Below are 17,160 nucleotides of genomic sequence, written 5' to 3'. Positions count from 1 at the left end.
TTTCAGTTGTTCACCGCTTCGCGTGGCAGCGTGTCACGAAGCTGCCTGCGCGAGCTGACCCCGAGCTTGGCGAATATCTTCCTCAAATGCCATTCGACCGTCCGGGGACTGAGAAACAGCCGCGCGCCGACTTCCGGATTTGACAGTCCGTCGCGTACGAGTACGGCGATCTGCTTCTCCTGCGGGGTGAGCTCGTCGACCGACGTGGCCTCGGTCCGCTGCTTGCGGACCGCCGTTCCGGCGTTGAGCAGGACACGACGGGTGCGCTCGGCGAATCCCTCCATGCCGATCGCCACGAACATCTCGTACGCCGTCTGCAGTTGATCGCGGCCTTCAGCGGTGCGCTGCGAGTGGCACAGCCATTCGCCGTACAGCAGGTGAGCGCGGGCGAACTCCGGGCGTAGCGGGGTGCGACCGAGTCGTTCGATCGCCTCCCGGTAGAGACGCTCCGCCGTGCTGCCCTCGGCGAGCAGGGCCCTGGTGCGGGCCAGGATGCCCTGCGCCCAGTCGGTGTCGCACGGCTGCGCCGCATCGGTCAGCCGGTCGAGGGCCTGCCGGGCGGCCTTCCGGTCCCCGGTGCGCACGGCGGCCTCGATGAGCTCCGGCAGCGCCCAGATCGCGACCCACAGCTCGGCGACCTCGGAGCTGGCCCGGGCCGCCGCGGCCGCCTCCGCGTACTGGCCGAGGCTGTTGTGCAGCACCGCGGCCGACCACTGCGCGACCGTGACGCCCATCAGCTGTCCGCTCGCGCTGAGCTCGGCGATCGTCGTCCGGACCAGCTCGGTGGCTTCCTCCCGCCGGCCGCGCAGCGCGGCCAGCCGCAGCCGTACGTGCGGCGCCATCGGGGCGCCGACGATCGCGGCCACGGTCTCGATCTCGGCGGCGATCGAGTCGGCGGCGGCGAAGTCGCCGGCCCACGAGGTCCAGATGCCGAGGGAGGTGAGGCAGAAGAGCAGTTCGTTGAGCGCGCCTGCGGCACGGACCATCGCCGCCGCCCGCCGGTAGCTCGCGTACACCGCCGGGAAGTCCCAGACTGCGGGGATCATGCCGTTGGCGACCCAGCCCCACTTGAGCATGTCGCGTGCGGGAAGTTCGAGCAGGCCGGGCAGGGCGCGCTGGAGCACCGGGACGGCTGCCGCGCGCCCGTCGGTGACCAGCAGGGCACCGCCCTCGAGCAGGAGATCGAGCACATCGGCGGGGCCGGGCCTGGGCGCCAGCGTCCTGATCGCCTGCGAGATCGCCAGCAGGCTGTCCGCGTCCGCGGCGACCAGCGCGGTGGTGCCCCACGCCATCAGGTAGGTCTCGCGGGCGAGCTGGACGTCGAACGGTTCCAGGCGCTGCGCGGCCGCCAGCAGTAACGGCGGCGCCTCGTGGTTCATCCCGGTGGTGAACGCGATCTCACTGCGCACGAGATGGGCCCGGACCCGGTGGAACTCGCTCTGCGCGTCGCGTTCGGCGATGCTGAGGTATCGGCGTGCGCCCTCCAGGTCGCCGGCGTGCAGGGTCGCGGCGGCGGCCGCGACGGCGCGCTCGGCGCGCCGGGAAGGGTCGGTGGTGAGGCTCACGGAGCGTTGCAGGAAGGCGGCGGTCGCGGCCAGGCCACCGCGCGCCTGCGCGCGCTCGGCGCATCGTTCCAGCTCGGCGGCGATCTCCTCGTCGGGGCCGCCGGCGGCGGCCGCCAGATGCCAGGCCCGGCGGTCCGGATCGGTCCCGGCATCGGTGCCTTCGGCCAGAGCCAGATGTACGGCGCGGCGCTCGTCCACCGGCGCCGCCTGGTAGACGGCCGACCGGACGAGCGGATGGCGGAACGTGACGCGCTCGGCGACCGTGAGCAGCCCGTCCGTGCCGCCGGCCAGCGCGCTCGCCACGGTCACACCGAGCCGTTCGGCGGCGCGCCACACCAGGACCGGGTCACCGAGGGGCTCGGCGGCGGCGATCAGCAGCAGCCGCCGGGTCTGCTCGGGCAGCCCGTCCACCCGGGTCAGGAAGCTTTCCTCGATCCGCCGGGGCAGCGCGTCGGCGGTCAGCAGGCCGAACCCGCCGGCCATCTGGGTTCGGCTCAACCCGCGGGGCAGTTCCAGCAGGGCGAGGGGGTTGCCGCGGGTCTCGGCCACGATCCGGTTGCGGATGTGCTGATCCAGCCCGGAGTGCGTGACGGAGTTCAGCAAGGCGTGCGCGTCGGCGTCGCGCAGACCGGTGACCTCGAGGTCCGGTAGGTCGAGCAACTCCCGGCTGCGCACCCGGGTGCTGAAAACCAGCGCGACCGACTCGGCCAGCAGCCGCCGTGCGACGAAACCGAGGACCCGCGCCGAAGCCTGGTCCATCCATTGCGCATCGTCGAGCAGGCACAGCAGCGGGCGGTGCTCGGAGGCGTCCGCCAGCAGGTTGAGGACGGCCAGGCCGACCAGGAACCGTTCCGGTGGCGGTGCGGAGCGCATCCCGAAGATGGTCTCCAGCGCCTCGCGTTGCAGGTCGGGCAGGTGTGGGACCCGGTCGAGCAGCGGCGCGCACAGCTGGTGAAGGGTGGCGTAGGCGAGTTCCATCTCGGACTCGACGCCGGCGGCCCGCAGCACCCGGGCGTTCGTTGCGGTGCGCTGTGCGTACTCCAGCAGCGCGGACTTGCCGACCCCGGCGACGCCGTGCAGCACCAGCACCCGGCTTTCGCCACTGCGCAATGCCTTGATCACCCGGTCCAGTGCGGCGCGCTCCGCCTGTCGTCCGATCAGCCGCCCGGCTGGCGCAGACCGCGTTTGACGCACGAGTTCCCCTCCGCCGTGCGACCGGGATGACGCTCCAGTCTCGGTCGCGGGACAGGGCGCCAGCTATGATCGCCGTCACAGCGGCGCCACTTCATGTGCGGCTTCGTTCGGTCGCGTTCGAGGCGGGCCGCGACAGGTGGGTCTGAAGGGCCGCGGCGATCTCGCCGGCGGCGGCCAGTTGCTCCGGGGTGAGCGCGTCGATGAACAGCTCGCGGATGGCCCGCAGGTGGGGAGCGGTGGCGGCGTGGAACGCGTCGGCGCCGGTGGGTTGCAGCACGACCTCGGCGCCGCGGCTGTCCGAGGCGCATTCCTCACGCCGGATCAGCCGGCGGCGCTCCATCCGGCCGAGGTGGTGCGACAGCCGGCTGCGTTCCCAGCCGATCAGGGAGGCCAGCTCGGAGGAGCGGACCCGGCTGCCGGGGGCTTCGCTCAGTGCGAGCAGGACCGCGTAGTCGCCGGGGGAGAGGCCGGTGTCGTGCTGCAGGCGCGCGGTGAGCATGTTGCGCAGCCTCTCGGTGGTCTCGATGAACTCGCGCCACGTGCTCAGTTCGTCGCGGGTGGGCAGCTTGCGCGCGCCGGCCATGGCGGGCCTCCTCTGGTTGACGTGTCAATAACATGGTGGCATAGTTGACGTGTCAATCACGACTCGCGATCGAAGTAGGAAAGAGTCACCGTGACCCGGATCGGCATCATCCTCGGAAGCACCCGCCCCAACCGCAACGGCGAGGCCGTCGCCCGCTGGGTGCACGACATCGCCGCGCAGCGTGGCGACGCGCAGTACGAACTGGTCGACCTGCGTGACTTCCCGCTGCCCCACCTCGACGAGGCGATCCCGCCGTCGCTGGGGCAGTACCAGAACGAGCACACCAAGAAGTGGGCTGACAAGATCGCGTCGTTCGACGGTTTCGTGATCGTCACCCCGGAGTACAACCACGGCACCTCGGGCGTGCTGAAGAACGCCATCGACTACCTGTTCGCCGAGTGGAACAACAAGGCGGTCGGGTTCGTCTCCTACGGTTCGGTCGGCGGCGCCCGTGCGGTGGAGCACCTGCGTCTGGTCGCCGGTGAGCTGCAGATGGCCGACGTGCGTCAGCAGGTCACCCTGGCGCTGGCGACCGAGTTCGAGAACTACAGCGTCTTCAAGCCCGGCGACTACCAGATCCCGCAGCTCAACACCCTGCTCGACCAGGTCGTTGCCTGGAGCACCGCGCTCGCGCCACTACGCGTCGCCGCCTGACGCCGCTCATCAGGAGGCGTCGACCACCTACACGTCGGCGGCGGCGGAACCGCCGCCGACGCGCGTGGGCCCGTCCCATCGAATGAAAATTCTTCTTAGCTTGCATTCGTTGACATCGTAAAAGTTTTTGCCTTCTCATTGACGGAAGTCGACGGCGTGGCGGTGCGTGATCGCTGCGGCGCCCGTACGGCTCAGCTCATCCCCCGTCAAGGAGCTATCTCGTGACCAGATCCCCCCTCCGCCGCATCCTGGTGACAGCCGCGGCTGTCACCGTGACCGCAGCCCTGACAGCCGTCGGGTTCACCACCGCCCACCCGGCGAGCGCCGCGGTGGCCTGCGGCGTCGTCTTCGACGACTTCAACTACGCCTCCAGCTCCGACCCGGCGCTCGGCCAGCGCGGCTGGCACGTGCGTACCAATCAGGGTGGTCCTGGTGTGCCGGGAGCGAGCTGGTCCGCGGCCAACGTCTCGTTCCCCACCGTGGACGGTCAGAAGGTGGCCCGTCTGCAGGCCTCCACCAACGGCACCGCGGGCGGCACCAGCCACGCCGAGTTCTCGCTGTCCGAGCGGCGGTTCTTCGAGGGCACCTACCTGGCCCGGATCAAGTTCTCCGACACTCCCGCCGCAGGCCCCGACGGCGACATCGTGAACCAGACCTTCTACACGATCAGCCCGCTGCGGTACGCGTTCGACCCGATCTACAGCGAGCTCGACTTCTCCGAGTACCTGCCCAACGGCGGGTGGGGCGAGAGCGGCCCGACGAACTTCCAGACCACCTGGTACACCTACCAGGCCGACCCGTGGGTGCAGGACCGCCAGTACAGCAAGCAGAACGCCAGCATCGCCGGGTGGCGCGACGTCATGGCCACGGTGGCGAACGGCGAGATCAAGTACTACATCGACGGCCGGCTCGTCGGCACACACGGCGGCAAGTACTACCCCCGGCAGAACATGTCGATCGACTTCAACCAGTGGTTCATCGACCTGACCGGCCACTCCGGCGGCACCAGTGTCTGGCACGAGCACATCGACTACGTGTTCCACGCCAAGAAGCAGGTGCTCACGCCGGCTCAGGCGACCGCTCAGGCGAACGCTTTCCGGGCGAGTGGCACCACGCACACCGACAACGTCACCGGTGACAACAACTGCACGCCCGGCTCGACGGGCAACCCGCAGCCCACCGGCTCCCGGATCGCCAGCAACTGGAACAACAAGTGCATCGACGTGTCCAACGGCAACTTCAACCCGGGCCAGCGCCTGCAGGTCTGGGACTGCGCCGACACGGTCAACCAGAGGTTCGAGTTCACCGGTGGCACGCTGCGCTCGCAGAACAACACCTGCATGGATGTCGCCGGGGCCGCCACCGCCGACGGCACACCCATCCAACTGGCCACCTGCAACGGCCACGCGGCTCAGCAGTTCGTCCTCAACGCGGCCGGCGACCTGGTGAACCCGATGTCCAGCAAGTGCGTGGACATCGCGGCCTGGAACCCGAACAACGGCGCACCCCTGCACCTGTGGACCTGCGTGGGTGGCGCCAACCAGAAGTGGCGCCGCATCTGACGCGTCCGTGCTGATCAGCCCGGCCCCGCAGCCGGGGCCGGGCTGATCCCGGTCGCTCATCGCAGAGAGCCGCCGTTGACCAGGTAGTGCAGGTCGCACAGAAGCTCCGAGACGATCACTGGATCCAGGTCCGCGAAGCTCGCCGCCCCGGTGAGCCGCGCGTCGCGGAAGGTCTGCGTGGGCTGGTCGTAGACGTCGTTGATCGAGATCCCCGGGTCGAGCGGGAAGTCCAGCCCTCCAGGACCCGGCAGGTGGCACTCCATGGTGGTCTGAATCCCGGCGTCCATCGGCGCGCTGCGCCTCCACCACCCGCGGCGTTCCAGCTTCAGTAACCGGTCGACCGGGACGTCGACGTCGACGAACTCGGGCAACCTGCGCTGCGCGGCCTGTTCGGCGGTCAGCCGCCACACCGGCCGATGCAGCTGCGGGAACGGCTGAAGAATCTCATAGTCGGTGAGCAGCGCCGTCCACGCGGACAGATCGGCCTGCAGATCCACCGGATGGGCGACACCGACTACGTCGTCGTCGGCCACGGCGAACGTCTTGTCGTCGACATCGGCCATGCTGCCGTCCTCGGCGACCCGGAACGCCGTGCCCACCGCCTCGCCCGTGGTGTAGGCCACCCACACCAGACGCCGTGCCAGATGCCCCATCAACGGATGCCCGACCAGCAGTCGCCGGAACTCGGCACCGGTCCACCGCCGCCGGATCACCATCGCCTCCTCCAACCGGTGGATCTGATCCGCCGCCACGGAACGCAGGTCCTTCTTCAAGGCGGAGAATCTCTTGTACGCGGCCGTCGCGAGCGCCTCGTCGTCGTTGGCACCCGGTCGGGGCAGCGCCTTACGCGCCGTGCCGTCCTCATCCATCACGAACGGCTTGAGCTGCTCGTCGAAACTGATCACGAAACGACGCGGACCGTAGTCCAGGGTGAGAGTGTTGCGATCGTCCATCCCGAAGTCGGGGACGAGCCGATCGGCCAGCTGGTCGGCGGTCAATCCCAGCTCCGCGGCGACCGCGCGGACGCGGCTGTCCGCGCCGTACTTCAGCGCTTCGAACTTCACCTTCCGCGAGATGGCGTGAAGGTGGATGAGCGCCGTCTCGGAGCCGATCGCGTAGAGCACGTCGAGCCCGGTCATGGCACGCGCGTGACCGCCCGCACCCGGCCACGCACGGACGACCGGGCTGAGCCGGCGCACGGTGTCGTCGTCGCCGATCACCGCCAACGCCTCCAGCACCCAACTCTGCTTCGGCGGGAACCCGGCCGACTCCCAGGCCTTGAACAGCGACCAGCCGAACTCCGCCAACGCCACCGGGTCCAGCGTCTCCCGCACCGCGGCCAGACCCGGGTACGGCAGACCCAGGCGCGACAACGCCAGCATCGTGCACAGATGCCGCACCGCCCCGGACGGCAACGCACGACGGCGATCGCGCAACAGCACCGGCGTCAGCGAACCGGCGTCCTCGATCCAGTCAGGCAGGTCGGGTAGCCGGGCCGGCACCGCCTCCGCCGGATCCACCGACAACAACAGCTCCACCGCGGACGCCGCGGCAGCGCCGTAATCGGCGGCGGCCGCCCGCACCGAGCCGGTGTGACCGGCCGCTACCAGCACCCGCAGGGCCTGCTCCGCCGCGCGGCGCTCCGCGGCGACCGGACCGAGCGCCGCCGGGATGAGATCACGCGCGGCCGCCTCCGGGTGCCGCCGGAGCCAGCTCACCGCGATCCACCGCACCGACTTCAACCGGTCCAGCCAATCGGCCATCAGGGCGCCGACCCCGGCCCCCTCGGCGGGCAGCAACAGCGGGCCGTAGACGTCCAGCGAACCGCGCTGACGGTTGCGCTGGACCACGACCGGCAACGCGTCCACACCGAACCGGGCGAGCAGGCGGGGCAGCGTCCATCCCGGCGACCAGAAGCTGGTCGGACGCCAGTCGGGCAACAGTTCCAGCGCCAGCGACCGGGGTGCTTCGACGAAGAACTTCTCCTCGTCGGCGGGGCGGCTCATCCGGCCCTCACGCAGCTTCGCCGCCGCCTGCTCCCAGCGCTCGAGGCCGGCGGCGTCCTCGGGCCCGGGCTCCTCGAACTCCGGCACCAGCGCTTCGCGTTCCCCGGGCGCCCAGGACAACCGCGGCACGTCCGGCGCGGTCAGCCCGTTCACCACCACCGGCTCGGCCACCGTGCGCGCGCGCGTCCACGGCGGCGTCACCAACAATGGGTGCAACAACCCCGCCGGCGCCTGCGGCACCGTCGACAACGACGCGAGGATCGGCTCCACCTGCTGTCGGGCCACCTCCGGCAACGCCGGCAACGCCGTATCCGCTACCTCCGGGTTCACCGTCGTGTGCCGGCGCAACAACGCGGCCGCCGGTCCCCGGTTCCCGGCCGGGTCGCCGGCCGCCAACCCCAGCAGGCGCAGCGCCCGCACCGGGAATCGCTGCATGGCCTCGCTGAGCCCGGCCTCCACCAGTTTGTCGTCCGCCTGCTGCAACAACGCGCCGAACGCCTCGTCGGTCGGGATCAACGCCAGACCACTGATCACCGCCCGCCGGCTGGCGGTGTAGTCGTTCGGTTTGTTCAGCAACTCGATCAGGCGCGGCGTCACCGCCGCCCCGACCCCATCGAGGAGCGTGGCCAGCAGGCCGCCCCGCAGGCTCAGATCGAACGACTCGATCCTTCTGGCCAGCTGATCCCACTGTTCAGGGGTCGAGACCGCGAACCCGACCAACGCGATGCGACGCAGATCGGCACCGCAGTCCTCGTCGACCCACTGCGACTCGGTGGGCATCAGGTATGTGGTGATCGTGCGCTGCACCGCCGAGCGATACTCGCCGAGCACCTGCCGGGCCTGCTCGTACTCGTCGTCGTCGGCGACGGCGAGCCGGGCCCGCACCCGCTCCGCCAGCGGTAGCCACGGATCGTAACTCCAGCGGCCACCCCGGTCCGCCGGCGTCACACGGCGCAGGTTCTCCTGCTCGTCGGGGAAGCCGTAGCCCTTGCGCCGGACGTCCAGACCGGCGGCCTCCGCGACGGCCCGTGTCGCGAACGTCAACCCGTGGGCCGCGATCCACCCGTCGGCGAGTGCCGCCAACTGCCCGAATTCCCGATGCTCACACGCATGCGTCGACGCCACCACCGCGGCCGCCGCGCCCAGCGGCGTCACCCGGCTGCCGTCCAGGAAGTCCTGAGCCGCGGCCACCAGCTCACGAACGCTCCTCGGCGCCGCCAGCACCTCGGCCCGCTCCGTGCTCTTGGCGTGCATGACCGCCTCAGCCTTCGCCACCGCACCCGCAAGCCGCGGTAACGAACCACCCAGGCGACCACTCCGCCGCCGCTGAACCTTGCGCATCCACTCGGCGGGCAGCACCAGCGCATCCTCGTCCCGCAACACGACCGGCCCCTCCGCCGCGTTGCCGTCCGGCACAGCCGGGCGGGACACAGCCGCACCCGCGGGTGGCGCCTCGGCGGCCACCTCCACATACCCCTTCTTCAACTTCTCGGAGACCAACCCCTCCACGTACGCGACCGCCGCCGCCTCGTCGGCCAACTCCTTCACCCGCGTCTGTCCCGCGGCACCGACACGTCCGAACCGAACGGTCACCACGGCGCCGTCCCGCGACACCCACCAGAACTTCGCCGACCCCGCACCCCGGTGCTCGAAACAGCGCATCCCGAACGACTCCTCGATTGTGATCAATTGGCAGCGGGCGACACGCTAGCCACGGGGTACGACAAAGAACAGGCGGATCGCCGTTCTTCCGTTCGGCCTGACCGAACTTGAGGCCGCGTAGCCGATGAGGGAGTGCGGTGCCCGGCTACCAGCTCGGCGCGATCCAGGCGGGCCGGGACGCACCGCCGGCCGTGCGGTAATGACCGAGAGTCAGGTCGAACGAATCAGATCGGGATCGGAGCGGCTCGGCGGCGCATCCCTGAACGCCTATGCCGGACGGCTTTCACACGGTGGCGAGCACGAAGGACAGCACGAATCCGGCGGTGGTGCTGATCGCCACCAGCGGGCCGCCTTTCTCGTACGCCTCGGGCATCAGTGTGTCGGCCAGGGAGGCGAGGACGGCGCCGGCGGCGAAGGCCAGCGGCAGGGAGATCGTTTCGGGTGAGGTGTTCGCGAGCGGGCCGGCGCCCACGATGACGGCAAAGGTGAGCAGGGTCGCGCAGGCGAGCCAGGTGCCGAAGATGAAGCGCTGGGAGCGGCCCTGTGCGCGCATGGACGCGCTGCCGACCAGTGCCTCGGGGAAGTTCGATACGAAGATCGCCGCAAGCAGGGCGAGGCCGCCGGTGTCGCCGCCGAGCGACACTCCGAGCGCCACGTTCTCCGGGACGCCGTCGAGGGTGACGGCGCCGAGCAGGGCCAGCCCGGCGGCGCCGGACGTTGACGCGGCCGATGGCCGCTTCTGTTCAGCGGCTGCGTCGACGTCGAGCTTCTCGCTGCCGTGCTGCTGTTCGGGGCCGACCTGGGCGACACGGTCCAGCCAGGCGCTGAGCGCGGTGAACACACACGCACCGATGATCAGGCCGAGGGCGGCACGCCAGATGCCGCCGTGCTCGTAGGCGTCTTCGAAAAGCTCGAACGACAGGGCGGTGATCAGCGCGCCGGCGGCGAACGCGAGCATCGCCGCGAGCACTGTCTTCGGTAGCTGGATTCGGGCGCCGACCAACGCCCCGAGGACCAGGGCGCTGGAGGCGATGACTCCGAAGATGAGAGCATCCACGGTCGTGTATTACCCGATATCGGGGAAGGTATCGACCGCGCCACGGTTGCTCGCCCGACTCGACTCTCCCATGATCGGCCGTCGCCATTCGGTCAGCTTGGGGCGCGTCGGCGGCCCACGCCGGCATTCGCATCGGGGAGCCGGAGGACAGACGGCAGCGGTCGCGGCCGCGACCGTTTTGCCGCGATCCGGGCGCCGCGTGGTGTCCGACGCCGGCGCTGGTGAACGGTCGGACACTCGCGCGACGGCTGCGGCTAGGCCGGCTCGTAGGCCACGACCTGATGGGTCTCGACCCGGTCGGGGCCGGTCAGCAGCGCGGGATCGTCGCCCTCCGCCAGTGGCACGGACATGACGGTAGCGGTGACCTGCTGCAGTCCGGCGGGTGACGTGGCGAGATGGACGACGGTGTACTTGCTGGCGCTGCCGTGCCAGAGCACCAGGGTTCGCGTCAGGCCGGGCACCTGTGCGAGCGCCGGCTTGATCCGTTCCTGCCCGCGGCGGCGGGCCAGCTCGGCGCGGGCCGGGCTGAGCGGTCCGTCGAAGAAGCCGGTGAGGGCGACCGCGGGTGGCTCGGCGGCGGCCCGGCCCGGTATGTCCTCGACGACCTCGTAGACATCGTCCACGAGCAGCTCCATCATGCGCGGCCCGGTCGCGGCACGGGAACGCTCGGAGGCCAGTTCGGCGTCCTCGCGGGTGTGCCAGAGGGTCAGCAGGGCGCCGGCCTGATCCTCGCCTTCCAGCAGGACGAGTCCGGCGTACCCGGGATGCGCGGAGACGACCTCGATCAGCCGGCGGATGTGCTTGTCCGGGTTGTCGGTCTGGGGACGGGTGGCGGTGGTCTGCAGTCGGGCGTACATGATCTTCTCCCTTTCGGTTGTCGTACCACCGATGCTCGGCCTCGCCGTGTGATGGCACCTCAGTGCTGGTACGCAGAACCGCCCCCGATCTCCATAGTTTTGGTGGAGGGTGTCCCCTTTCGGGGGAGTGAGGCGCCGTGGCGCGGGCGCCGGGTGGATCGAAAGTTGGAGATGACCCGTTGACCTGAGGTCAGCGCCGATAGTAATTTTCACCGACAACGGAAATAGATGAAAAGGATGACCGCATGGGTGACAGCGGCGGGCTGCTCGGCAAGCTCCGGATCGAAGGCCCCGGCATGCCGGAGGCTCTGGCGAAGATCGCAGCCACGATCCTGGACGATCCGGAGACCGCGGCCCACGCGAGCATCGTGGACCTGGCCGATCGATCGGGGACCTCGACGGCGACCGTGACCCGGTTCAGCCGTACGCTCGGGTTCCGGGGTTATGCCAACCTGCGCGTCGCCATCGCGACCGAGACCGGGCGGGCCGCGCAGGCCCGCTGGGACACCGACATCAGCAGCGACATCGCCCCGGACGACCCCCTGGCGCACGTGCTCAGCGTGGTCACGGCCGCCGACACGCGGGCCATCCAGGACACCGCCGCCGGCCTCGACCCCGCCGCCGTCGAACGGGTCGCGGCCGCCATCGCGGGAGCCAACCGGGTCGAGATCTTCGGCCTGGGCAGCAGCGGCACCTCGGCCCGCGAGATGGCGTTCCGCCTCGAGCGCATCCGGGTGCCGGTCTGGCACCGCACCGACTCGCACACCGCCCTCACCAACGCCGCCCTGCTGCTGCCCGGGGACGTCGCGATCGGCCTGTCGCACTCCGGACGGACCCGGGAGGTCATCGAGACCCTCGCCGAGGCGGCCGACCACGGTGCGCTGACCGTGGCCGTCACCAGTCACAGCCGCTCCCCGCTGGCGGAGGTGGCCGACGTCGTGTTCACCACCGCGGTGCAGGAGACGACGTTCCGGCTGGCCGCGCTGGCGGCCCTGCACTCGCAACTGCTCGTCCTCGACCTGATCTACGTCGCGGTGGCACAGCAGACCTACGAGCGTACGGCGGAGGCGCTCGAACTCACCGTGCGCGCCGTCGACGCCCACCGGCTGCCCGAGAAGATCCCGACCCGCAAGCGCGGACGCAAGTAGAGCACCCGCTAACTGAATAGCCCTCGACTGCCGGGCATGGCGCCCGGTGGGGCGCTGCCGTGCGCCCGCACAACCCGATTTTTAGCACTTTTTCGCTTCTTTTGGGGAGTTCATATGCGCAACCATCGTCTTACCGCGGCACTCGCCGTGGGCGTCGCCGCGATCCTCACTGTCGGCGCCTGCGGCAGTTCCGGTTCCTCCACCTCCGGTGACAGCGCCCCGGCCGGCGTCCCGGCCGTCAAGGGCGACGGCAAGACCCTCACCGTCTGGGTCATGGACGGCGACTACACCGAAGCCACCATGAAGGCGATCAACGACCAGTTCACCCAGGCCACCGGCGCCACGGTGGACGTGCAGATCCAGCAGTGGGAGGGCATCACCACCAAGGTCAGCACGGCGCTGTCCACCTCGAGCACCCCGGACGTGCTGGACCTGGGCAACACCCAGGTTCCCGCCTTCGCCGCCAACGGCGCGCTGCTGGACCTGACCTCGTACAAGGCTGACCTGCAACAGGGCCGCACGTGGCTGGCCGGCCTGGAGGAGCCCGCCACCGTGGACGGCAAGCTCTACGCCGTGCCCGGCTTCGCCGGCGCCCGCGCGGTCATCTACAACAAGAAGACCTGGGCGGCCGCCGGGGTCACCGCGGCCCCGAAGACGTACGAGGAGCTCACCGCCGCCCTCGACAAGGTCAAGGCGAAGAACCCGGCGCCCGACTTCTCCGCCTACTACCTGCCCGGGCAGTACTGGTTCGTGGGCTTCCAGTTCATGTGGGACGCCGGCGGCGACATCGCCAAGAACGAGGGCGGCACCTGGAAGGGAACCTTCTCCTCGCCGGAGAGCCAGAAGGGCCTCAACGACTTCAAGACCTTCCAGAACACGTACTCCAGCAAGGCGTCGCAGACGATCGACACCATCAACCCGGACCAGACCCAGCTGTTCGCCCAGGGCAAGACCTCGGCGATCATGGCGACCGGCGGCGCGATCGGCCTGATCAAGAAGGCCAACCCGAAGATCACCGACGCTGATCTGGGCACCTTCCCGTTCCCCGGCCTGTCCGGCAAGAACCAGCCGGTGATGCTCGGCGGCTCGGACTGGGGCATCGCCGCCAAGAGCGACGCCCACGACCTGGCCCTGCAATGGGTCAAGATCGCGGCCAGCCCGACCGTGCAGGACAAGAACGTCTTCGGCGTCGACGGCTGGATCCCCAACAGCACCCAGGGCATCGAGGCCGCGCAGGCCAGCCTCGACGAGCAGAAGAAGGCCTTCTTCACCGCCGCGCTGGTCTCCAAGGCGACCCCCGCCGCGGCGCAGTGGTCGGCCATCGAGGGTGACAAGAGCATCAACCAGGTCTTCGCCGACGTCGCCTCCGGCGCCAAGTCGCCGGCTGACGCCGCCAAGGGCTTCGACGAGCACCTCAACACCACCCTCAACGGCGGCCGGTGACCCCTCGTGCGAACCAGCACAGTGCTCGGCGGTGCGCTCGACGCACCGCCGGGCCCTCCTCCCGCTCCCGCGCACAGGTCCCGCCGCCGCCGGCGGGACCGGACTCCACTGGTGCTGCTCAGCCCCGCCTGCCTGGTGCTCGCCGTCGTGACGCTGGCACCGATCGGGTTCCTCGTCGCCACCTCGTTCACCGACTACAACCAGCGCACGCTGTTCACCGGCGAATACGCCAACGTCGGCCTGCAGCAGTACACCGAACTGCTCGCCGACAACGCCTTCTGGGTCTCGCTGCTGCGTACCGTGATCTTCACGGCGGCCATGGTGGCCGGCAGCGTGCTGATCGGCATGGGCGTCTCCCACCTGCTCACCCGCCTCGGGCGGGGGTGGCGCTACACCGTCACGGTGGTGCTGATCGTCGCCTGGGCCATGCCGAACGTCGCCTCGTCGCTGGTGTGGAACTGGCTCTTCCAGCCCGGGTACGGCATCGCCAACTGGGCCCTCGCCCGGCTGGGTGTCTTCGGTGACACCACCAGCCTGAACTGGGCGCAGGATCCCACGCTCGCCTACCTCGCGATCTGGCTGCTCATCGTGTGGCAGGCCGTCCCGTTCATCGCGCTGACCCTGAACGCCGCCGAGACCCAGGTGCCGACCGAATACCTGGAAGCGGCCCGCCTCGACGGGGCGAGCGAGTACGCGATCTACCGCATCGTCACGCTCAACCACCTCCGGCCGACCCTGCTGCTGGTCACGATCCTGTCGGTGATCTGGGACTACAACGTCTTCAACCAGATCTGGCTGATCTCCCGCGGCGGGCCCGGCGACGCCACCTCCACACTCGGCGTCTTCACCTACAAGACCGCCTTCGTCGGGTTCCACATCGGCCACGGTGCGGCGGTCTCGGTCGTCACCACGCTGATCCTGCTCGGCCTGACCGCGGTCTACATCCGCAACCTGCTCAAGTCGGGAGAAGACCTGTGACGCGCGGCGGCTGGAAAGCGAAAACGCTGGCGGCGGCGTTCTGCCTGGTCTGGGCCTTCCCGGTCTACTGGATGGTGAACACCGCGTTCAAACCCCGCTCGGAGATCTTCACCAGTACGCCGCTGTTCTGGCCGCGGCACCCCACCCTGGGCAACTTCACCACGGCGCTGTCACAGAAGCAGTTCCTCACCAACCTGGGCAATAGCGTCATCGTGGTCGCCGCGACCGTCATCATCTCGATCGTGCTCGGCATCTTCGCCGCCGCCGCACTGTTCCGGTTCCGGTTCCGCGGCCGCCGGGTGCTCATGGTGGTGATCCTGGCGGTGCAGATGCTGCCCGCCACGGCGCTGTTGATCCCGATGTTCGTGATGTTCAACAGCCTGGACATGCTGGGCACCTTCGCGGCGCTGGTGCTCGCCTACGTGGCGACCGTGCTGCCGTTCTCGATCTGGGTGATGCGCGGTTTCTTCCTCATGATCCCGGCCGAGATCGAGGAGGCCGCGCACATCGACGGCGCGAGCAGCTGGCGGACCCTGATCAGCGTCCTGTTCCCGCTGGTCGCGCCGGGTGTCATCGCCACCGGCATCTTCTCGTTCATCGCCGCCTGGAACGACTACCTGATCGCCTACACGTTCATGCAGGACGAGAGCCGCTACACGCTGCCGGTGTGGCTGGCCTCGTTCACCAACCCGCACACCGGCACCGATTACGGCAGCCAGATGGCCGCCTCGGTCATCTTCGCCATCCCAGTGATCATTTTCTTCCTCGCCATCCAGCGCAACCTGGTCGCCGGCATGTCCGCCGGCGCCGTGAAGGGCTAAATGTTCATGATTCCGCGCCCGCTCACCTGGACCCCCGGCACCGGCGAACTGGTCCTGGACTCCGGTACCACGCTGGCGGCCCCGGACGAGCTGAGCGACGTCCTCGCCTGGCTCCAGGGGGCGTTGCGTCCCGCGACCGGCCTGCCGTTGCGGCAGGCCGGGCACGGCACCGTCAGCCTGCAGCTCGCCGACGAACTCGGTGCCGAGGCCTTCGAACTCGACGTGCGCGCCGAGAGCGCCACCGTCCGGGGCGGTGATCCGGCCGGCGTCTTCTACGGCTGCCAGGCGCTGGTGCAGCTGCTGCCGCCGCAGGTGTACCGCCGAGCTCCGGTGCCCGGCGTGCGGTGGGCGCTGCCGGCGGTCCGCGTCTACGACGCGCCGCGCTTCGGCTGGCGCGGCGTGATGCTCGACGTCGCCCGCCACTTCATGCCCAAGCACGACGTGCTGCGCTTCCTCGACCTGATGGCGATGCACCGGCTCAACACGCTGCACTGGCACCTGACCGACGATCAAGGCTGGCGGCTGGAGGTGCTGCGCTATCCCCGGCTGACCGAGGTCGGCGCCTGGCGGCACGAGAGCCAGGTCGGCGCGGTGCAGGACGCCCCCTCCGACGGGCGCCCGCACGGCGGTTTCTACACCCAGGACGACGTACGCGAGATCGTCGCGTACGCCGCCCAGCGCTTCATCACGGTCGTGCCCGAGATCGAGTCACCCGGCCACGTGCAGGCCGCCCTGGCCGCCTACCCGCAGCTCGGGGTGACGGGTCGGCAGCTGGAGGTCTTCACCCGCTGGGGCATCAACCCGAACGTGCTCAACGTCGAGGAGTCCACGGTCGACTTCTTCACCGGTGTGCTGGACGAGGTGATGCAGCTGTTCCCGTCGCGCTGGATCGGCGTCGGCGGCGACGAGTGCCCCAAGGACCAGTGGCGCGCCGACCCGCGTACCCAGCAGCGGATGGCCGAGCTCGGCATCAGCGACGAAGCCGGGCTGCAGGCCTGGTTCCTGCGCCGCCTCGACGACCACCTGACCGCCGCCGGGCGCCGGCTGTTCGGCTGGGACGAGATCCTCGAAGGGGACCTGGCGCCGGGCGCGACGATCGCCTCCTGGCGGGGCATGACCGGCGCGATCGCCGCCGCCCGGCGCGGTCACGACGTGGTGGCCTGCCCGGACGACCAGGTCTACCTGGACTACCGCCAGTCGGAGTCGCCGGACGAGCCGATCCCGGTCGCGATCCCGCTCAGCGTCGAGGACGTCTACGCCTTCGACCCGGTACCGCCACAGCTCACCCCCGGCGAGGCACGCCACATCCTGGGCGGCCAGGCCAACATCTGGACCGAGCACGCCGACTCGCCCCGCACGGTCGACTACCTGGCCTTCCCCCGGCTGTGCGCGCTCGCCGAGGCGCTGTGGAGCCCGGCCGAACGCGACTTCGGCGACTTCGCACGCCGGCTCCCGGCACACCTGCGGCGCCTGGACGCGCTGGGGGTGGAGTACCGGCACGCCGACGGGCCCCGGCCGTGGCAGCGGCGCCCCGGCGTACCCGGGCGGCCCGCCACCCGCGAGCAGCGCGCCGAGCACATCGCGCGGCTGGTCGCGAACATCCGCTCCTCCTGACTTTCGGAAGGGATCA

Annotated in this window: 12 protein-coding genes; 7 read left to right on the top strand and 5 right to left on the bottom strand. The window is 70.0% G+C overall.

The features are described from left to right. Nucleotides 1-2: 2 nt before the first annotated feature. Nucleotides 3-2,759, bottom strand: coding sequence for an AAA family ATPase (locus tag AB0F81_RS04990; RefSeq protein WP_360191086.1), 2,757 nt, complete (start codon nt 2,757-2,759; stop codon nt 3-5). A 91-nt stretch (nt 2,760-2,850) separates the two neighbouring features. Further along, the gene (locus tag AB0F81_RS04985) at nt 2,851-3,342 is read right to left on the bottom strand and encodes a MarR family winged helix-turn-helix transcriptional regulator (protein ID WP_360191083.1); all 492 of its coding nucleotides are present in this window, start codon (nt 3,340-3,342) and stop codon (nt 2,851-2,853) included. Nucleotides 3,343-3,432: 90 nt separating this feature from the next. Here AB0F81_RS04985 and AB0F81_RS04980 point away from each other — a divergent pair, with 90 nt between their 5' ends. Further along, nucleotides 3,433-3,996 (top strand): NAD(P)H-dependent oxidoreductase, encoded by a 564-nt coding sequence (locus AB0F81_RS04980; protein WP_360191080.1) that lies wholly within the window; start codon nt 3,433-3,435, stop codon nt 3,994-3,996. 221 nt (nt 3,997-4,217) lie between these two features. After that, nucleotides 4,218-5,558 (top strand): RICIN domain-containing protein, encoded by a 1,341-nt coding sequence (locus tag AB0F81_RS04975; protein ID WP_360191078.1) that lies wholly within the window; start codon nt 4,218-4,220, stop codon nt 5,556-5,558. 56 nt (nt 5,559-5,614) lie between these two features. Here the strand turns inward: AB0F81_RS04975 and AB0F81_RS04970 are convergent, their stop codons facing one another. From AB0F81_RS04970 to AB0F81_RS04960, 3 genes are all read right to left on the bottom strand, one after another. Continuing rightward, complete coding sequence (locus tag AB0F81_RS04970; RefSeq protein WP_360191075.1) at nt 5,615-9,226, bottom strand: DUF4132 domain-containing protein; 3,612 nt, start codon at nt 9,224-9,226, stop codon at nt 5,615-5,617. A 283-nt stretch (nt 9,227-9,509) separates the two neighbouring features. Next, complete coding sequence (locus AB0F81_RS04965; RefSeq protein WP_360191072.1) at nt 9,510-10,283, bottom strand: hypothetical protein; 774 nt, start codon at nt 10,281-10,283, stop codon at nt 9,510-9,512. A 254-nt stretch (nt 10,284-10,537) separates the two neighbouring features. Then, complete coding sequence (locus tag AB0F81_RS04960) at nt 10,538-11,140, bottom strand: hypothetical protein (protein ID WP_360191069.1); 603 nt, start codon at nt 11,138-11,140, stop codon at nt 10,538-10,540. Between the two features lie 245 nt (nt 11,141-11,385). On the opposite strand from AB0F81_RS04960, the gene AB0F81_RS04955 reads away from it, so the two are divergent. From AB0F81_RS04955 to AB0F81_RS04935, 5 genes are all read left to right on the top strand, one after another. Then, the gene (locus AB0F81_RS04955) at nt 11,386-12,288 is read left to right on the top strand and encodes a MurR/RpiR family transcriptional regulator (protein ID WP_360191066.1); all 903 of its coding nucleotides are present in this window, start codon (nt 11,386-11,388) and stop codon (nt 12,286-12,288) included. Nucleotides 12,289-12,402: 114 nt separating this feature from the next. Next, the gene (locus AB0F81_RS04950) at nt 12,403-13,731 is read left to right on the top strand and encodes an extracellular solute-binding protein (protein WP_360191063.1); all 1,329 of its coding nucleotides are present in this window, start codon (nt 12,403-12,405) and stop codon (nt 13,729-13,731) included. Nucleotides 13,732-13,842: 111 nt separating this feature from the next. Further along, a complete protein-coding gene (locus AB0F81_RS04945; protein WP_360191060.1) occupies nt 13,843-14,709 on the top strand; it encodes a sugar ABC transporter permease in 867 nt (288 codons plus the stop codon). After that, complete coding sequence (locus AB0F81_RS04940; RefSeq protein WP_360191058.1) at nt 14,706-15,530, top strand: carbohydrate ABC transporter permease; 825 nt, start codon at nt 14,706-14,708, stop codon at nt 15,528-15,530. Before AB0F81_RS04945 ends, AB0F81_RS04940 begins: the two co-directional genes overlap by 4 nt. Then, complete coding sequence (locus tag AB0F81_RS04935) at nt 15,531-17,144, top strand: beta-N-acetylhexosaminidase (protein WP_360191055.1); 1,614 nt, start codon at nt 15,531-15,533, stop codon at nt 17,142-17,144. Nucleotides 17,145-17,160 lie beyond the last annotated feature (16 nt).

The sequence above is a fragment of the Actinoplanes sp. NPDC024001 genome (genome assembly GCF_040638955.1).
Lineage (GTDB): Bacteria > Actinomycetota > Actinomycetes > Mycobacteriales > Micromonosporaceae > Actinoplanes.
Note: the sequence above shows the minus strand (reverse complement) of the source record. Positions and strands in the feature narration are given on the sequence as shown.

Coding starts and splice junctions, on each gene's coding strand:
- AB0F81_RS04950 (WP_360191063.1), top strand. CDS start 12,403: ATGCGCAACCATCGTCTTACCGCGGCACTCGCCGTGGGCGTCGCCGCG.
- AB0F81_RS04960 (WP_360191069.1), bottom strand. CDS start 11,140: ATGTACGCCCGACTGCAGACCACCGCCACCCGTCCCCAGACCGACAAC.
- AB0F81_RS04985 (WP_360191083.1), bottom strand. CDS start 3,342: ATGGCCGGCGCGCGCAAGCTGCCCACCCGCGACGAACTGAGCACGTGG.
- AB0F81_RS04955 (WP_360191066.1), top strand. CDS start 11,386: ATGGGTGACAGCGGCGGGCTGCTCGGCAAGCTCCGGATCGAAGGCCCC.
- AB0F81_RS04970 (WP_360191075.1), bottom strand. CDS start 9,226: ATGCGCTGTTTCGAGCACCGGGGTGCGGGGTCGGCGAAGTTCTGGTGG.
- AB0F81_RS04935 (WP_360191055.1), top strand. CDS start 15,531: ATGTTCATGATTCCGCGCCCGCTCACCTGGACCCCCGGCACCGGCGAA.